This window comes from Kaistella antarctica (assembly GCF_900109615.1).
GTDB classification, from domain to species: Bacteria; Bacteroidota; Bacteroidia; order Flavobacteriales; family Weeksellaceae; genus Kaistella; species Kaistella antarctica.
In genome coordinates this window covers 115946-134000 of record NZ_FOIX01000002.1, presented here as the reverse complement: position 1 = coordinate 134000, position 18055 = coordinate 115946, and the positions used below count along the sequence as shown (strand labels likewise).

The 18055-nt window shown below is 35.8% G+C and carries 15 protein-coding genes; 8 read left to right on the top strand and 7 right to left on the bottom strand.

Annotated features, from left to right (window positions below; all coding sequences use genetic code 11):
* Positions 1-8: 8 nt before the first annotated feature.
* Entirely contained in the window at positions 9-386 is a 378-nt protein-coding gene (locus BMX49_RS05235) for a YchJ family protein (RefSeq protein ID WP_034717123.1), read from the top strand.
* Positions 387-500: 114 nt separating this feature from the next.
* Here the strand turns inward: BMX49_RS05235 and BMX49_RS05230 are convergent, their stop codons facing one another.
* On the bottom strand, positions 501-749 hold the full coding sequence (locus BMX49_RS05230; protein WP_034717480.1) for a VF530 family protein: 249 nt from the start codon (positions 747-749) through the stop codon (positions 501-503).
* 143 nt (positions 750-892) lie between these two features.
* Here BMX49_RS05230 and BMX49_RS05225 point away from each other — a divergent pair, with 143 nt between their 5' ends.
* From BMX49_RS05225 to BMX49_RS05210, 4 genes are all read left to right on the top strand, one after another.
* The gene (locus BMX49_RS05225; RefSeq protein ID WP_034717125.1) at positions 893-2098 is read left to right on the top strand and encodes a metallophosphoesterase family protein; all 1206 of its coding nucleotides are present in this window, start codon (positions 893-895) and stop codon (positions 2096-2098) included.
* A gap of 3 nt (positions 2099-2101) precedes the next feature.
* Complete coding sequence (locus tag BMX49_RS05220; protein WP_034717127.1) at positions 2102-5143, top strand: AAA family ATPase; 3042 nt, start codon at positions 2102-2104, stop codon at positions 5141-5143.
* 268 nt (positions 5144-5411) lie between these two features.
* Positions 5412-5849, top strand: coding sequence for an IS200/IS605 family transposase (gene tnpA / locus BMX49_RS05215; protein ID WP_034717130.1), 438 nt, complete (start codon positions 5412-5414; stop codon positions 5847-5849).
* A gap of 179 nt (positions 5850-6028) precedes the next feature.
* Positions 6029-6577 carry an L-threonylcarbamoyladenylate synthase gene (locus tag BMX49_RS05210; protein WP_034717132.1) on the top strand — a complete coding sequence of 183 codons (549 nt, stop codon included), beginning with the start codon at positions 6029-6031 and terminating at the stop codon, positions 6575-6577.
* A gap of 77 nt (positions 6578-6654) precedes the next feature.
* On the opposite strand, the gene BMX49_RS05205 is transcribed toward BMX49_RS05210, so the two are convergent.
* The 3 genes from BMX49_RS05205 to BMX49_RS05195 all read right to left on the bottom strand — a co-directional run bounded on the left by BMX49_RS05205 (position 6655) and on the right by BMX49_RS05195 (position 10077).
* A complete protein-coding gene (locus tag BMX49_RS05205) occupies positions 6655-7113 on the bottom strand; it encodes a DUF1801 domain-containing protein (protein WP_034717137.1) in 459 nt (152 codons plus the stop codon).
* Between the two features lie 3 nt (positions 7114-7116).
* Positions 7117-9258 carry a S9 family peptidase gene (locus tag BMX49_RS05200; RefSeq protein WP_034717139.1) on the bottom strand — a complete coding sequence of 714 codons (2142 nt, stop codon included), beginning with the start codon at positions 9256-9258 and terminating at the stop codon, positions 7117-7119.
* A gap of 111 nt (positions 9259-9369) precedes the next feature.
* Positions 9370-10077, bottom strand: coding sequence for a phosphatase PAP2 family protein (locus BMX49_RS05195; RefSeq protein WP_034717141.1), 708 nt, complete (start codon positions 10075-10077; stop codon positions 9370-9372).
* 120 nt (positions 10078-10197) lie between these two features.
* Here BMX49_RS05195 and BMX49_RS05190 point away from each other — a divergent pair, with 120 nt between their 5' ends.
* Positions 10198-10707, top strand: a complete 510-nt coding sequence (locus BMX49_RS05190; protein ID WP_034717143.1) for a YceI family protein — start codon at positions 10198-10200, stop codon at positions 10705-10707.
* 71 nt (positions 10708-10778) lie between these two features.
* Here BMX49_RS05190 and BMX49_RS05185 read toward each other — a convergent pair whose 3' ends face one another.
* Together BMX49_RS05185 and BMX49_RS05180 are read right to left on the bottom strand one after the other, a co-directional pair.
* Positions 10779-11387: a hypothetical protein gene (locus BMX49_RS05185; protein ID WP_126337194.1), complete on the bottom strand. Its 609-nt coding sequence runs from the start codon at positions 11385-11387 to the stop codon at positions 10779-10781.
* 36 nt (positions 11388-11423) lie between these two features.
* Positions 11424-13052: an acyl-CoA carboxylase subunit beta gene (locus BMX49_RS05180; protein ID WP_034717147.1), complete on the bottom strand. Its 1629-nt coding sequence runs from the start codon at positions 13050-13052 to the stop codon at positions 11424-11426.
* Between the two features lie 342 nt (positions 13053-13394).
* Here BMX49_RS05180 and BMX49_RS05175 point away from each other — a divergent pair, with 342 nt between their 5' ends.
* Positions 13395-14255 (top strand): DMT family transporter, encoded by an 861-nt coding sequence (locus BMX49_RS05175; RefSeq protein ID WP_034717482.1) that lies wholly within the window; start codon positions 13395-13397, stop codon positions 14253-14255.
* The gene (locus BMX49_RS05170; protein ID WP_034717149.1) at positions 14255-15337 is read left to right on the top strand and encodes a putative type IX sorting system protein PorV2; all 1083 of its coding nucleotides are present in this window, start codon (positions 14255-14257) and stop codon (positions 15335-15337) included. Before BMX49_RS05175 ends, BMX49_RS05170 begins: the two co-directional genes overlap by 1 nt.
* Positions 15338-15474: 137 nt before the next feature.
* On the opposite strand, the gene BMX49_RS05165 is transcribed toward BMX49_RS05170, so the two are convergent.
* Positions 15475-17868 carry an aldehyde dehydrogenase family protein gene (locus BMX49_RS05165; protein ID WP_034717152.1) on the bottom strand — a complete coding sequence of 798 codons (2394 nt, stop codon included), beginning with the start codon at positions 17866-17868 and terminating at the stop codon, positions 15475-15477.
* Positions 17869-18055 lie beyond the last annotated feature (187 nt).

The following is an 18055-nucleotide window of genomic DNA, read 5'->3' as shown; positions in this document are numbered from 1 at the left end:
AGAAGAAAATGAATTGTCCGTGCTGCTCTGGAAAATCGTACGAAAAATGTTGCAAACCTTTTCACCTCGGACAGCAACATGCTCCAACTGCTGAAACTTTAATGCGTTCAAGATTCTCTGCTGTTGCCATTCCAAATGGAGACTATTTAATGGAAACTACTTTACCTACAAAAAGAAAACTCCACAATAAAGAAGATTTGCAAGAATGGGGAGAAATTAATCAATGGAGGAAATTGGAAATTGTGAGAGCACCTTCGGCAAACGAAGTAGAATTCAAAGCGTATTATACCGACGAAAAAGGAGAGCCACAATTACATCATGAACTTTCTTTATTTGAAAACTTGAATAATCGCTGGTATTATGTTTCGGGTGAATTCTTAGATTAGATTTATTTAGAATGATAGGCAAAAAAACAATTTCCTTTGCTGAGTGAAACGCCATTGCGTCGGCTATTTTTGCACGATAATTATTCTAAACCTTTGCGTCATTGCGTTAAAAAATTATTCTCTTAACCTTTCCTCCTTCTTTTTCTGTCTTAAAACATACAGATACAAACTTTCCACTTTGGCCCGCGCCCATTCTGTTCTTCGCAAAAACTTCAAAGAAGAATTAATGCTCGGCTTTTCAGTAAAGCATCGGATATTGATCTGCTCACCGAGTTTTTCAAAGCCGCCGTAATATTCTACTAATTCTTCCAAAATAGCATCAAGACGTTTTCCGTGTAAAGGATCTTTTGATTTCTGTTCCATAATTAGTGGTAAAATTAAGGATTTTACAGTTGACAATTCGGAAAAAAATTCCTCAATCTTTTTTGTAAAAGAAGTCAGTTTACATTCAGTAAAACTTGAGGTACAAAATTTCAAATCCTCTTTTTGTTTCTTACATTTGAGATATGAAAATTCTGCATACCGCCGATTGGCATTTGGGTAAACGTTTGGACCGTTTTTCACGCCTGGAAGAACAAATTCTAGTCATGGACGAAATCGTTCAGATTGCCGATGAACAAAACGTAGATATCGTTTTGGTAGCGGGAGATTTATTCGATAATTTTAATCCCAGCGTTGAGGCGATTGAACTTTTTTATAAAACCTTAAAGCGATTGTCTCAAAATGGAAAACGTCCCGTAATCGCCATTTCCGGAAATCATGATTCTCCCTATTTAATTGATGCTCCGGATCCATTAGCGCGGGAATGTGGAATTATTTTAATCGGTCATCCGAAAGCAAAAGTAACTCCGTTTGAGCTTGAAGATTTTGAAATTTCAAATTCAGTGGAAGGTATGATTGAATTAAAACTCAAAAACCACGATTTCCCAATTCGGATTGTACATACCGCTTTTGCCAATGAGATCAGGTTAAAAGAGTATTTCGGGGAAAATAAAGAAGAAGCACTCAATCAGGTTTTGGCGGAAAACTGGGCAACTATTGCGGACGAATTTTGTGATGAAAATGGCGTCAATATTCTGTTGACTCATTTGTATATGAATAAAAGAGGCGCACCAATTCTGGAAGAGCCTGACGGTGAAAAACCCATCAAAATTGGAAATGCTGATTTGATTTATTCGGATACGATTCCGCCTCAAATTCAATATACGGCGTTGGGACATTTGCACGCTTTTCGAAATATTGGAACGGAAGAAAAACCAGTCGTTTATTCGTCTTCGCCGCTGTGTTATAGTTTTAGTGAAGCTGGACAAACGAAATATGTTTCGATTATTGAAGCGCATCCTAACCAAGAGGTTTCTTACGAAAAGATCGCCTTGAAAAATGGCAAAGCCTTGGTGCGTAAAAATTTTGATCAGGTTGAGAAAGCGATTGAATGGTTGTCTGAAAACCAGAATACTTTGGTTGAACTCACTTTAGAGAGTGAAACTTATTTGAAAGCGGAAGAAAGAAAAGTGATCAATAATACTCATCACGGAATTGTGCATCTTATTCCTAAAGTTAAAAATCAGGAATTCAATCAAAAGCAACTGCACGATATCAATCTCAATCAGGATATTCAGAGTTTGTTTAAAGATTATTTTAAATCTAAAAACAATGCGCAGGAACCCTATGAAGACTTACTCAATTTATTCAACGAAATTTTAAATGCATAAGAAATGATTCCTATTCAATTGACTTTAGAAGGTTTGTATTCTTATCAGGAGCGCCAAACTATTGATTTTACAACATTGACAGACGCGGGTTTATTTGGAATTTTCGGGTCTGTTGGTTCAGGTAAATCTTCAATCTTAGAGGCGATAACGTTTGCACTTTATGGCGAAACTGAAAGACTGAATTCTCGCGACAAGCGTGCTTACAACATGATGAATCTGAAATCGAACCGATCTTTTATCGCGTTTGATTTCATGAATTTTGAAAATAAAAAATTTCGGGCAACCCGGGAATTTAAGAGGAATTCTAAAAATTTCGAAGATGTAAAATCTCCAAATGTGATTTTATATGAATGGAAAAACGAGCACTGGATTCCGCTGGAAAGTTCCAGTACGGAAGAAATTATTGGATTGAGTTACGCCAATTTCAAACGGACCATCATTATTCCACAAGGTCAGTTTAAAGAATTCATCGAACTCGGTGCAACGGAACGAACCAATATGATGAAGGAAATATTTGGTCTTCATCGTTTTGATTTGCAAAATAATGTTTCCGCATTAAACATTACAAACAAATCTGAACTCGATCAGTTGGAAGGTGAATTAAAAGGTTTTGAAGAGGTAAATGAAGAACAGATTTTAGTTCAAACTGAAAAATTGAAACTGGAGAAAGTTCATTTTAATGAAACTGAAAATAATTTTAAAAAAATTGATCAACATTATCAACAACTTAAAAATTTAAAAACAGACTTTCAGTTTCTAAAACAGAAAAAAGAAGACTTCACAAAATTGTCTGAGAGAAAATCCGCAATCGATGCTTTAGAGGTAAGCACTGAATTATTTGACCAAGTTTTTAGAATTTTCAATCCGTTGGTTTTAGAGAGAAATAAACTGCAAAAAGAAATTTCAGGCCAGAAAAAAGAAAAAGAAAATCAGGACGAACTTTTAAAGAAAATTGAAACTGAAGTCAAATCGCTCACTGAACAGTTAAAATTGATTCTTCCAAAATATGAAGCATTGAATGAATCCAAAATTCAGGCAAATGATTTGAGTTTGATTTTACAGATGTTGCAGTTTTCGGAAGAAATAAAAACACTGAAGGAACGAACAAAACATGGTTCTGAAAAAGTAAAAGAAGTTGAGGAACAGCGAAAAAACATTCATTTAAAAATTAAGGATTATTCTGACAGATTAGAGGTTCTGAAACCTCAAAAATTGGATTCGCAACTTTTGGTTCAGGTTGGAAATTGGTTTTCAGAAAACAAAAAATTAAAAGAAGCTGAACAAGTTCAACTCAAGAAAACTGCAGATTTGAATTTAAAGCTCAGCACTATTTCAATTGATTTAAAGCCATTTGAAATTAATTTTGAAACCTATAATGAAGATTTTAAAGCAAAAAATGAGGCATTAGAAATTCTAAAAAAAGAGCTTTCAGAAAAGAGAACTCATCTTGAAGTTCAACAGAAATTAGCTCATTTCTCAAATGACTTGCATGATGGCGAATCTTGTCCGCTTTGTGGCGCTTTGGAACATCCGAATATTGTCGCTTTCGAAGATGTTGAATCTGAACTGAATTCAATTTTAAAACAACTTGAAAATGCGGAAAATCAACAGAAAGAACTTCAGAAGAATTCAGGGGAAATTGAGAAAATCCTTTATCGCAAAAAAACTTTTGAAGAACAGTTGAAAGCGGAACAGGAAACATCCAGCCAAATAAAAATTCAACTTGATAAGCATCAGAGCAATTTTATATGGAAAGAATTTAGGGCCGAAAATGAATCTGAATTTGAGCAGAAACGCACACAGTCTTTTAGTATCGAAAAGCAAATAGAAGAATTAGGTCAATCGATTTCAACCGAGCAGAAAAACCAAGAGAAAGAGCGGGAAACCTTGGAAAAATACAGCAAAATTTTGGAAGAATTTAAACTGAAAGAAGCGCAAAAAGAAACGCAGATTAATTCAAATCTTTCTAATCTTAAAGTTTTAAACTGGAATGATTTTGAGGAAAAATCAATAAATGAAGTCGATGCATCTTTGCAGGAATTATCAAAACGCAATCTTGAAACAGAAAGAAATTACAAGCAGTTGGTTGAAAAGGAGAAGGAAATTTCGCCCAAATTCGCTGCACAAAAAACACGTGTCGATCATGTAGAAAAAAGAATCGGTGACTTACAAAAAGAGATTTCGGAAAATGAAAAACTTTTAAGTCAGTCTTTAATAACTCAAAATTTCGTTGATTTCAAAGAAGTTGAACTTATTTTAGCGCAGGATATTAAGGTCACAGAATCCAGAAATGAAATTCAAAAGTTCAGAATCGAATTTGAAACTTTAAAGAACAGTGTCGACGAATTGACGTTGAAACTGAAAGATTTTTCTTTTGATGAAGAAGAATTTTCTAAAATTGAACATCAATTTCAAAATTCTGAAAAGGAATTGAAAGTTGCAAATGACACCGTTATAAAAACAAATGCTGAAATCGAAAGATTGGAAAAAGAGTTTAGGAAAAAAGAAACTTTATTAAAGGATTTAGCAAAACTTCAGAAAAGATCAGACAATCTGAAATTGATGTTCAATCTATTTAAAGGAGCAGGTTTTGTGCAGTTTGTCTCCTCTATTTATTTAAGACAATTGTGTGATCACGCTAATATTCGGTTTCATCGGATGACGAGAAATCAGTTGAGTTTGCAACTGAATGAAAATAATGATTTTGAGATTATCGACTATCTAAATGAGGGAAAATGCCGAAGTGTAAAAACGCTTTCCGGCGGTCAAGCGTTTCAGGTTTCTCTAAGTCTGGCTTTGGCGCTTGCCGAAAGTGTACAGTCAAATGCGAAGGCGGAAAAGAATTTTTTCTTTATCGATGAAGGTTTCGGAACCCAAGATTTGGAATCGGTAAACGTGGTTTTTGAAACTTTAACCAATCTTCAGAAAGAAAACAGAATTGTAGGAATTATTTCTCATGTGGAAGAATTGAAAGAGAAAATGCCGGTTTCGTTAAACATTACGAAAGATGAAGAACGAGGAAGTTTGATTGAGGTGATGCAGTAAACTTGATTAAATTAAAATTTATTCCATTAATCCTTAACGATTCGGCTAAAGCCAATTCTTTTGTAACGCATAATAGACGGGGAAAACCGGCCCCTATTATAGAGAAGCAACGTATATTTTGATATACAAATTTTATAATTAATTTTTCACACGATACATATGATTAAAAGTTTTTGCGATAAATAGGAACGGGCTTTAGCCCGTTTAATTTGAAAAAAATCCAATCGGCTTTAGCAAAAACTTAAAATTCATTATTTTTGACTGAGCTATGCCATTTATAAAAATATACATTCATTTGGTTTTCTCAACGCTTGAAAGAAAACCGTTCCTTAATTCAAAAGAATTAAGAATTACAGTATGGAAACATATTAAGCAAAATGCCTCAGAAAAAGGAATATTTATCGATATGGTCAATGGATATTCTGATCATTGTCATTGTTTAATTTCTTTAAGTTCAAACCAAAATATAGAAAAAGTTGCTCAGTTGATAAAAGGTGAATCTTCTTTCTGGATTAATAAAAATAATTTAACCGTAGATAAATTTCATTGGCAAGATGAATATTTTGCAGTCTCAATTTCTGAATCGATGATTGATCAGGTTAGAAATTATATCATCAATCAGGAAAAGCATCATTTGAAAAAAACATTTTCCCAAGAGTATTTGGAATTTATTGAAAAATATAATTTTCAAAATTCAGAGAAATAAGTTTTGGCTAAAGGCAATTGAAATTAAAAATATAATAAACGGGCTAAAGCCCGTTCCTATTAAATAAAATGACGCTTTTAATTATTACAATTGTAAATAACAAAAACCCTAATCGCTAACGATTTAAAGTCCCGTATCATTTATCATCTAAAACCTAAAAATATCAACCAAAATAATCAATGGAAAAAATCATAGAAACTTTAAAAGCTGGTGGAACCATTCTCTATCCGACCGACACTATTTGGGGAATCGGCTGCGATGCGACGAATATTGAAGCCATCAATAAAATTTTTGAAATCAAAAAAAGAGAGAAAAATAAGTCGATGATCATTTTGGTAGAATCTGCAAAACGTTTGGAAGACTTGGTTGAAGTTCCCGAAATGGCCTGGGAAATTATGGATTTATCGGAAAAACCGGTGACATTAATTTATGATAATCCAAAAGGTTTACCGAAAGAGATCCTGGCTGAAGACGGAAGTATTGGAATTCGGTTAGTGGATGATTTATTTTTAAAGAAGATTATTACTAAATTAAATAAACCTTTGGTTTCAACCTCAGCGAATTTTAGCGGAGAAAAATCACCAATGAAATTTTCAGATATTTCACAGGAAATTATTGATGCTGTAGATTTTGTAGCCGAAGAAAACCATGATAAAGTTTCGGAATACTCCGGTTCTTCGGTGATTAGAATTTGGAATGATGGTAGGATTAAAGTGATTCGGGAATAAGTTTTTTTGAACCAAAATAGTTTTTATCATTAGTATAGAAAAAATCGTGTCTTTTGAAAGTTCAGAAAAGCAATTGCTTACTTCTTCTTAAATTCCCTTTCATACAAAGTAATCCAATCTTCTGGAGTTATTTTCTGACACAACTCAGCGATTAAATCAAAGGGAATATCTTCAACTTTCTTGAAGCGCATACAGGATTTTCCAATGTCTAATTTTCGGGGAGAATATTTTGGATATTCTGCTACGAACCAGTTTAATAATTCTGGATTGGCATAAATGCCCATGTGGTACAACGCAATAAAATTTTTCTGAGAAGCTAAATTCAGAAACGGCAAAGGTGTATTAGGCGTACAATGATAACCTGGAGGATAGGTTTCCAGTGGAACGCTCCAGCCAATCATTCCATAGCTGAGCTGCTCCTGAAAACCAGGAGGCAATTTTTGAGAAACAGTTTCATACAATTTTCGGAAAGAAGCTTTTCTTTCTTCCGGAACTTGATTTAAATACTCTTCTACAGAATTCGCCTCGATTTTCATCAGTTATTTTTTTAAATATTCATCGAAATAGTCGGTCACTTTTTGCATTAAATGAACTCTGTCTTTTCCTAAAACGTTATGTTCATGTCCCGGATAAACGAAATAATCCATTTGGACACCGTGATCTACCGCAGCTTTTAAAAAGTTCATTGAATGTTGCCAAACAACCACATTATCTTGTGCGCCGTGAATCATTAATAAATGTCCTTTTAGGTTTTGAACTTTGTCTAAAAGATTGGCTTGTTTATATCCTTCAGGATTTTTCTGTGGTGAATCCATATATCTTTCGGTGTACATAATTTCATACATATTCCAGTCGATCACAGGTCCACCTGCAACACCAACTTTGAAAACCTCTGGATTTTTCAACATAAAACTGGTCGTCATAAATCCACCGTAGCTCCAACCGTGAATTCCCAATCTGTTGCCATCAACATAAGGCAACGACTTCAAATAGGCAACGCCCTGCAACTGATCTTTCATTTCAGTTTCTCCTGCGTTTCTGAAAATAGCCTGTTCAAATTTTAATCCTCGATTCGATGAACCTCTTCCGTCCATTGTGAAAACGACGTATCCTTTTTGAGCCATAAATTCATACCATAAATTTCCTGAAGCTGGGAAACTATCTGTCACCAACTGGGCATGTGGACCGTTGTACAAGTAAACAATAACCGGATATTTTCTGTTGGCATCAAAATCAGTTGGCAAAATTATTTTCCCGTATAATGGAGTTCCATCATCTGCTTTCAAAGTTAAATTTTTGATTTCTGGTCGCTGGTAGGATTTTAAAGGGTTTTCGGAAGTCAATACATTCTTTACTTTTAAAGTATTCATATTGATGAGATTTATAGTTCTTGGCGTAGTAGCATTGCTATAAGTGTCATATAAATGATTTCCATCTTTACTCAAAACGCCTGAGTGCATTCCGGCACCTTGATCTAATCTCTGAGTTTTAAAATTCGTCCAGTCTACTTTGTAAAGATGTCTTTCCATCGGAGATTCCTGCGTCGAAACGTAGAAAATTTCTTTTTTCTTTTCATTAAAACCGAGAATATCGGTTACCAACCAATCTCCTTTAGTCAACTGCGCGACCAATCCTTTATCTATATTATAATGGAATAAATGATTGTAGCCTGTTCGCTGACTTTGCCAAATAAAATCAGTTGTTGAATTCGGGAAAAATAATAGTGGCTGTTGTGGCTCGACATATTTATCAGATTTCTCCTCAAACAACATTTTCATAAAACTTCCGGTGGAAGCATTGTATTGATTCATTTTTAAATCATTCTGATCACGATTTAAAACACCCACAAAAACTGATTTAGAATCTGGATTCCAAGTAACAACGGTCAAATATTGCTCTGGATCACCTTCGATATTGAGGAAAGTCGTCTTATTGGTTTTAATATCGTAAACGCCCAAAGTCACGTGATGCGAAGGCGTTCCCGCCATTGGATATTTGATGTTTTTATTGACCGCTGGCACAACGCTCCAATCAATAATCGGATAATCTTTCACCATCGACTGATCCATTCTGTAGAAGGCTATTTTAGAATTGTCGGGTGAAATAAAAATTCCTTTATCAATACCAAATTCTTGTTGGTGAACTGCCTTTCCATTGACGATATCTTTAGTTCCGTCAGTTGTAATGGCTACCACTTTTCCGTTTTTATTGAGATAAAGATTATTTCCAACAGTGTAAACAAAATCTTGATGATCATTCAGCATTTGGGAATTCTCAGCTTCTTTATCTAAAGTAAGTCCTTCTTTAATTTTCCATTCTTTTCCAGAACGCTCGATCCAAAAGTTTTGTGAATTTTGAGTGAAATATCCTTTGTTTTTATTGACAAAAGTAATTCTCGGAAAAGACTTTAATTTTTTATCCAAAGACAATGTCGTGTTCAACTGATGCAATGAAACCAAGGTGTCTACCTTATTAGTAGAAACATCCGTCATCAAATAACCGTTTTTGGTTCCTTCATAAAACGATTTACCATCATCAGCCCAAGAAAACTGGGAAATATTTTTTACGGCAAGATTGCTTCTTAAACCATTTACCGCTTCAGCAATCGTAAATTTTTGAGTTTGAGCAAAGAGAAAACTTCCTGAAAAAAGGAATAGAAAAGAGAGTTTAGATATTTTCATTAGATATAATAAATATTTTTAAATAGAAAAGAATCCTTTAAATCAAAGGTTTTTAACCACTTTTAAAAGATGGCTAAAATTAATAAATTAAATTGATTTCTATTAAACCAATTAATTCTCTGGATAAGTGTACAAATTAGTGAGCGGATCGCGGTCAGATTTCGCACGGTTCCATTTATATTGATGCGTCCAGTATGCAGCTTTCATGGAGAGAATTCCTAAACCTGCACCAAATAAAACATCTGAAATATAATGTTTGTTATTGATCATTCTCATCGCGCCAACCGTCGTTGCAACACCATAAGCCACATAAGGAACCCATTTGTGATGCTCACCATATTCAATAGCGAGCATGGTCGCTCCTGCAAAAACATTAGCCGTGTGACCAGACGGAAAAGAATAAGCAGTGCCATCAGGACGCGTTTCTTTTAAAGATTTTTTTAGAATATAAACCAAACCCAAATTAACTAATTGTCCTTTGACTAAAATCGCAGTTCGATTTTTATAATCCGTTCTGGGTTTCATGCCAGCGATTTCAAAGCCATAAATAGCCACGAACGGAAAAAACTGGGCGTAATCATCTAAGTGATTTTCGAAGCCAAAAATATGTTCGTTTCGCTCTTCTACAATTTCGTTTTTCAGAGATTCTTTACCGCGACCGTCTGCGATAATTCCGGAAATCATCAATCCGGCTGGCACATACAGTTCCTTGTATTGAAAATCGAATCGCTGATTTTCGATTTTTATCGAATCTTTTTGTTGAGCGAAATTTAGACTCGTAAAAAAGAAAAACAGTAGAAAAGCGTAATAATTTTTCATAGTAAAGTGCTTGTGACAAATGTAAAAAATTTATACGTTCTTAACCTACATCAATGTTTCTCTATTTGTCCTGAAATATCTTTGCATTATCAAAATTAAAAACACATCAAATATATACTTATGGCAACACAATGGAATTTAGATCAAAGTCACAGCGAAATTACTTTTAAAGTAAGACACATGATGATTTCTAATGTTAAAGGATCATTCACCAACTTCACGGCAGAAATGCACGCAGAAGATGACACTTTTAAAAACGCAAAAATTAACGCAACCATTCAAACTGATTCTGTCAGTACGAATAGTGCAGATCGAGATGCGCATTTGAAAGGTGAAGATTTTTTCAATGTAGAAGCGACCCCACAAATTACTTTCGAAACTGACTCTTTAAAGAACGAAATTACGGGTCACTTGACTATGAATGGCGTTACAAAACCGATTCAACTAGATGTTGACTTTGGCGGAATCAATGTTGATCCTTGGGGACAAACCAAAGCTGGTTTTTCATTTGAAGGAAAAATTAAAAGAAGTGATTTCGGCTTAAACTGGAACGCAGCCCTGGAAGCAGGTGGTGTAATGGTTTCTGACGACGTAAAAATCGCTGGAGAATTACAGTTCGTGAAAGCTTAAAATTCGATTTATAACAAAAAGTAAAGTCCACTCTTCGAAGTGGACTTTATTTTTTTATAAATCAAATCTTTCTAGAAAAAATACCAAAAGTTATGATTGTACGTTTTTGATATTTTCTTGGTGCATTTTTTATCGGTAATGTCTAGATCTACCTGATCGATAACATTTTCATTAGAGTAATCGAACTTTCCTACCTTGTCATTGGAAATTTTTTTAGAGCCATTTCTATAATGAATTGTCCATTGATAAGTAAAGCTGTTGTCAGCTGCGATTGCTTCGAAAGCTACGATGGTATTAGAAACTCTAATTTCTTTAAAAGCTTCTATTTCGATATCACATTTCTGAGCATTAATATCCAGAGAAACCGATAGCGGCGCTATGACCTCAACTGACTTCTTACAATTAAAAGTTTTGCCAGCTGCCTTTATTTTTAAAGATAAGACAGATTTTCCTGGAACCGATCCTTTAACAGTAAGAATATTTTGATTAAGATCACTTTGCGGAATCATTTTCTGATCGAGATAAATCCATTCGTAATGATTAGCTGTAGGATCCGCTGAAATTTCAGCCGTATAATTTTGCCTTTCTCCAACCTGAATTTGATCAGGTCCCATGATGTTACATTGGGAAAATAGCCCTGCATAAAATAGCAAGGCAATTACTAAAATAAATTTTTTCATAATAAGTGTTTTTAAAAGGTTTGTGTTTTTAATTTCTTAAACCTGAATCACTCCTAAATTAAATTTTTCTGTAATTGGCGAATGATTCGCTGCTTCGATTCCCATTGAAATCCATTTTCTGGTGTCTACTGGATTGATGATTGCATCCGTCCATAATCTCGCTGCAGCATAAGTTGGTTCGGTTTGTTTCTGATATCTTTTCGAAATGGTATCCAAAATCTCCTGCTCTTCTTCTGCCGAGATTTCCTTTCCTTGTTTCTTTAAAGTCGAAGTTTGAATCTGAGCCAAAACTTTCGCGGCCTGACTTCCACCCATCACCGCCAAATCAGCCCAAGGCCAGGCAACAATTAATCGTGGGTCATACGCTTTTCCGCACATGGCGTAATTTCCAGCACCGTATGAATTCCCTGTGATAACAGTAAATTTCGGCACTACGGAATTAGAAACGGCATTCACCATTTTCGCTCCGTCTTTGATGATCCCACCTTGTTCAGATTTTGAACCTACCATAAATCCGGTTACATCTTGCAGAAATAATAAAGGAATTTTTCTCTGATTGCAGTTCGCTATAAATCTCGTCGATTTATCTGCAGAGTCAGAGTAAATGACACCACCAAACTGCATTTCTCCTTTTCCATTTTTTACTAATTTCCTTTGATTTGCAACGATTCCGACACTCCAGCCATCAATTCGGGCGGTAGCGCAAATAATTGTTTTGCCATAATCTCCTTTGTATTCTTCGAATTCAGAATTGTCGACCAAAGATTTGATGATATCAAAAGTATCGTATTGTTCCGCTCTCGAAATTGGCATATGCCCAAAAATATCTTCTATCTTTTGTTTTGGTGGAAAACTTTCAGTTCGGTCGAAACCAGCTTTTTCGTAGTCGCCAATTGATTTCATAATATTTTTAATTCGATCCAAAGCGTCTTTATCATCTTTGGCTTTATAATCGGTCACGCCCGAAATTTCGCAATGCATTGTGGCACCTCCTAAACTTTCGTTATCAATGGTTTCTCCAATGGCAGCCTTCACTAAATAACTTCCGGCTAAAAAGATAGAACCCGTTTTATCAACGATCATCGCTTCATCACTCATAATCGGCAAGTACGCACCACCAGCCACGCAGCTTCCCATGACCGCAGAAATTTGAATAATTCCCATGGAACTCATTTTAGCATTGTTGCGGAAGATTCGTCCAAAATGTTCTTTATCTGGGAAAATTTCGTCTTGCATCGGTAAAAACACCCCTGCAGAATCCACCAGATAAATAATCGGTAATCTATTTTCCATAGAAATTTCCTGCGCACGAAGATTTTTTTTAGCCGTGATCGGAAACCAAGCACCGGCTTTTACAGAGGCATCGTTGGCAACGACCAAACATTGCTTGCCCGCAACATAACCCATTTTCACAATAACACCTGCACTTGGGCAACCACCGTGTTCTTCATACATTTCGTAACCAGCAAAAGCACCGATCTCTATAGAATCTGAATTTTTATCGAGGAGATAATCAATTCGCTCACGGGCCGTTAACTTCCCTTCATCTCGTTGTTTCTGTAAACGCTGCTCACCGCCTCCTTTCTTAATTTCAGAAAGCAAACTGTTAATCGCACCGAGCTTTAATTTATTTTGATCTTCTCTTTTATTAAATTCTAAATCCATAAGTTGCAAAAATTTGGGATAAAGGTAATATTTTTAAAGATAATGCGACGGCTAAACCTCTCAAAACCTATTAATTTTCAGTCATGCAAATTATTATCTCAATTTAAATAGAATCATTCAAAATAAAAGAGCTGAATAGTCGTTATCAATGCTAGGAATTATTCCTAGTTTATTTTTTTAGTAGTTTATTATTTGAAGACCCTAAAAGTTTTAGAAATTTTTAGGGTTTTTTTTTGGTGAATCAAGTTGGAAACTTTCTTAAAAATCTAAATTGGATTTGTAGATTTGCAAAAGTTAAAATATTAAATAGTGGTTAAAAACTCTGCCCTTTTTCGTCTTCATATGATTGTATTTCTGTGGGGATTTACCGCAATTTTAGGAAAACTGATTGAGACCAATGCGCAAGCCTTAACATTTTATCGAATGCTTTTCGCAGCCATTTTCTTATTTATTTTCATTCGGTTTGTTAAAAAGGAAAGCATTAAAGTTTCCAAAAAACTTTTCATTCAACTCTCCACAATTGGCGGATTTATGGCTTTTCATTGGCTGTGCTTCTTTTATTCCATCAAGGTTTCTAATGTGTCGATTGCATTAAGTTGCCTTTCACTTTCTACCCTTTTCGCGTCGATATTAGAACCGATTATTTTTAAAAGGAAAATAGATATTTCAGAAGTAGTCATGGGAATTGTGATTGTAATTTGTATGGGCTTAATTTTCAAAACAGAATTTCAATATAAAGAAGGCATCTTTTTCGGCATACTGACTGCTCTTTTCGGCACCATTTTTTCTGTTTTTAATGGCAAGATTTTTGGAAAAACTAGTTCGGGAAATATTATTTTCTATGAAATTTTTTCGGGTTTTCTCATCTTAACCGCCTTTTTACTAATGACGGGACAAATTTTCCAATTGAATGAAATAAGCACGCATGATTTGACGTTAGTTATTTTATTAGCTAGTGTATTTACAGCGTTCCCCATGTTAGAATCGGTCAGTTTAATGAAGTATATTTCTCCATTTACCTTAATTATCACTGTAAATTTGGAGCCAGTTTATGGGATTATCCTGGCTTTCTTTATCTTTGGAGAATCTGAGCAAATGAGTCCGATCTTTTACGGTGCTTCTTTGGTGATGATTTCAGCAATTATCGTTAATGGCGTATTAAAATCTCGCAAAAACGCAGCCGAAAAAAAATTACAGAATTGATGAGAAAATTATTCTTCGCCGCCTTAGTCACTTCAGGAGTTTTTTCTGAAGCTCAAATTGTGCGGAAATATTCGAACGAATTTCTCAATATCGGTGCTGGTGCACGCGGATTAGCCATGGGTGGCGCGGTAATTTCTAATCAAAACGACGTCTATTCTCCGATGTGGAATCCTGCGGGTTTACTTGGCGTCGATCGTGATTGGCAGGGAGCTGCGATGCATGCTGAGTATTTCGAATCGATTGCTAAATATGATTACATCGCTTTTGCTAAACCTTTAGATAATAAAGGAGGCGTCTTTGCAATTTCCATCGTGCGTCTCGGTGTTGATAATATTTTAAATACCACGCAGTTAATTGATCCTGAAGGAAATATTGATTACGATAAAATTACCAGTTTTTCACAATCTGATTATGCAGCGTTAGTTTCTTACGCTTTTAATCCTGGTGGAAACGCGAAATTAGACGTTGGTGTCAACGCGAAACTGGTTTATAGAAATGTTGGGAAATTTGCGAGCGGTTATGGTTTTGGATTTGACATCGGAGCGATTTATCATTCAGATAATGGCTGGAATTACGGTGCCGTGATGAAAGATGTTACGACAACCGTAAACTTCTGGACAGTCAATCAAAAGGAACTATCCGCTGTGGTCAATGGAGAGGAGTTTAATCCAGCTCCGAAAGATAAACTCGAATTAACGATGCCTAAATTAAATTTGGGAATGAGTCGTAATATTGAAATTAATCGCGATTTAGAATTAATGCCTGAAGTTGGAATCAATGTTGATTTCGCGAAGACGGCCGCAGTTATTTCTACTGACTTTGCGAGTATCACTCCTTACGCGGGCGCAGAATTGAAGTTTCAGGATATGATTTTTGTAAGAGTTGGTTTAAATAGGTTTCAAACCATTACCGACATTGAAAATTTAAAAAGGAAAGTTTCTTTTCAGCCCAGCGCTGGAATCGGTGTTAAATATCAAGGCCTAACTTTGGATTATGCGATTACCAATTCGGGAATCGGCGGCTCAAACTTCTTCTCTAATTTCTTTTCTTTGAAATTGGATATGGGAGATTTTAGAAATTGATATTTCTAAATAATTTTTCTTTTTAATAAAATTTTCAACCTTCATTAATGCATTAATCATCTCGCGGATCAAGCAGATTTTTCTAATAAAAAAGCCACGAGAATTTCCGTGGCTTTTTTAGATTATCTTAAATGTAGCTAAGCCCCGTAAGGAATCCAGATATTTTTAATTTCTGTAGCATGTCTTAAGAATTCCTGACCTTCACCATGTTTTGGATTCAACCAGTTTCTATATTTTCCAAAATTCACCCAAGAACGTTTCATGGAATCGGTGGATAACAATTCGATATTCTTACTTCCTTCTGCACTTCCGAAATACCAAATTCCTTCCACATTATAATGTTTGGCAAGTTCGATGGCTAATTCTTCTTTTGCTCCTGTAACTATATTTACCGTTCCGGCAGGAACATCTGAAGTTTCTAAAATCTGATAGAAATCGGTTGCTGAGAAAGGATGTCTTTCAGAAGGGATTACGACTACTCTATTTCCCATCGCAATCGCAGGAATCACCGTAGAGATAAATCCTAACAATGGATTTTCATCTGGGCAAACAACTCCCATCACCCCAATTGCTTCTGGCATTGCTAAAGTTACCATCCTTTGAACGGTAGAATGGGCTGCTCCATCATACTTGTCAGCATAAGCAGCGTAGGTATAAATTCTTTCGATTGATTTTTCAACCTCATCTAGGGCAGATTCTAAAGATTGATTCGTCATTTCCACAATTCTCTCCGCAAACTCTTCCGAACGGATTGCTAAATTTTCTGCGATATAATAAAGAACTTGCGCTCTTGCATGACCAGTCATTCCGCCCCAAGCTTTTTCTGCATGTGCGGCTTCAACTGCATTTCTGATATCTTTTCTGCTTCCTTCTGAAACTTCGCCAATGTAGTCACCATAAGCATTCTTGATTTCTGTGCTGTAACCTCCATCAGGTCTAGCTTGTTTTCCACCGATATACATTTTAGTCGTACGGTCGATATCTGCTAAACTATTTTTCGCTTTTTGATTTGCTTTCGGTTTTTCCGCTTTTGGCAAAATTGGTTTTGAAGTGAACTCAGCTTCTACTCTTGGTTTCATGTATTCATACAATCCTTCTCTTCCGCCTTCACGTCCGAAACCTGATTCTCTATAGCCACCAAAACCGGCAGCAGCATCAAACTGATTGGTACAGTTAATCCAAACGCTTCCAGCTTTAATTTTCGGTGCAATATCTAAAGCTAAATTAATATTTTCTGTCCAGACGCTTGAAGCCAAACCATATCTTGTGTTATTCGCCAAAGCCACCGCTTCGGAATGCGAACGGAAAGTCATGGCAACTAGCACTGGTCCGAAGATTTCTTCCTGTGCAATTACGGCACTTGTCGGAACATCGGTAAATAAAGTGGGTGGATAAAACCAGCCATTTTCTGGAACACCATTTTTGGGCTGGTACATGGTACAACCTTCATCCACACCGATCTTCACCATATCTTTAATGGTTTTCAATTGCTTTGGATCAATGATCGCACCCATATCAACGGCTTTATCTAAGGGATCGCCCAAGCGGAGATTATCCATACGAGTGCGCAATTTTTTGTAGAACTTTTCGGCAACTGATTCCTGAATTAATAATCGAGAACCTGCACAGCAAACTTGTCCTTGGTTGAACCAGATAGCATCAACAATTCCTTCTACTGCGGAATCCAGATCAGCATCTTCAAAAACTATGAAAGGTGATTTCCCGCCTAATTCTAAGGAAATTTTCTTTCCTGTTCCGGCAATGTTTGTTCTTAAAATTTTGCCTACGCTGGTAGAACCTGTAAAGGCAATTTTCTGAATATCTTTATGATTGACCAAAGCGTTTCCAGCTTCGGTTCCTTTTCCAGTGATGACATTGACAACTCCTTTTGGCAACCCAATTTTTTCACAGATTTCTGCAAAGAGTAAAGCTGTTAAAGAAGTCAATTCTGCTGGTTTTAATACTACGGTATTTCCCATCGCTAAAGCCGGCGCCACTTTCCAAGAAAGCATCATTAAAGGGAAGTTCCACGGAATAATTTGTCCGACAACACCAACTTCCTGATAATCCCGGAATTCGGTATCCATTAATTTTGCCCAGCCTGCGTGGTGGTAAAAATGTCTGGCCACAATTGGAATATCGATATCACGAGTTTCGCGAATTGGTTTTCCGTTGTCTAAGGTTTCCAAAACGGCAAACAGTCGTGAGTGTTTCTGAATTTGTCTGGCGATGGCGTATAAGTATTTGGCCCGTTCGAAACCACTGAGAGCGGCCCATTCCGGCAAAGCTTTGTTGGCGGCTTTCACTGCTTTATCAACATCGGTTTCGTCGGCTTCGGCAATTTTTGCTAAAAACTCTTTATTGGATGGATTGTTCGAATCGGCATATTTTTTTGAGTTGGGTTTTACCCATTCTCCACCGATGAACAATTCAAATTGTCGGTTATGATTTTCTAAAAATTCCACAGCTGGCGCTGCACTTTCTGGAGCTGGACCGTAAACCATGGTGTCGTATATTTCTTTGATTTCCATTTTGATGATGTGTTAATGTGATGATTTGGTGATGTGTTAATGAACCACGAAAGTCACAAAAGTTTTTATTTTTTTAAGTTTTTCAAAAGGGCAAAAAAAGATTGTGGATTTGCGCTGTTAAAAATCTTAGTGTTTTTTATTATAACCTTTCTTTATATTTAGATCCCACCGCGCCCCGGCTTGAACA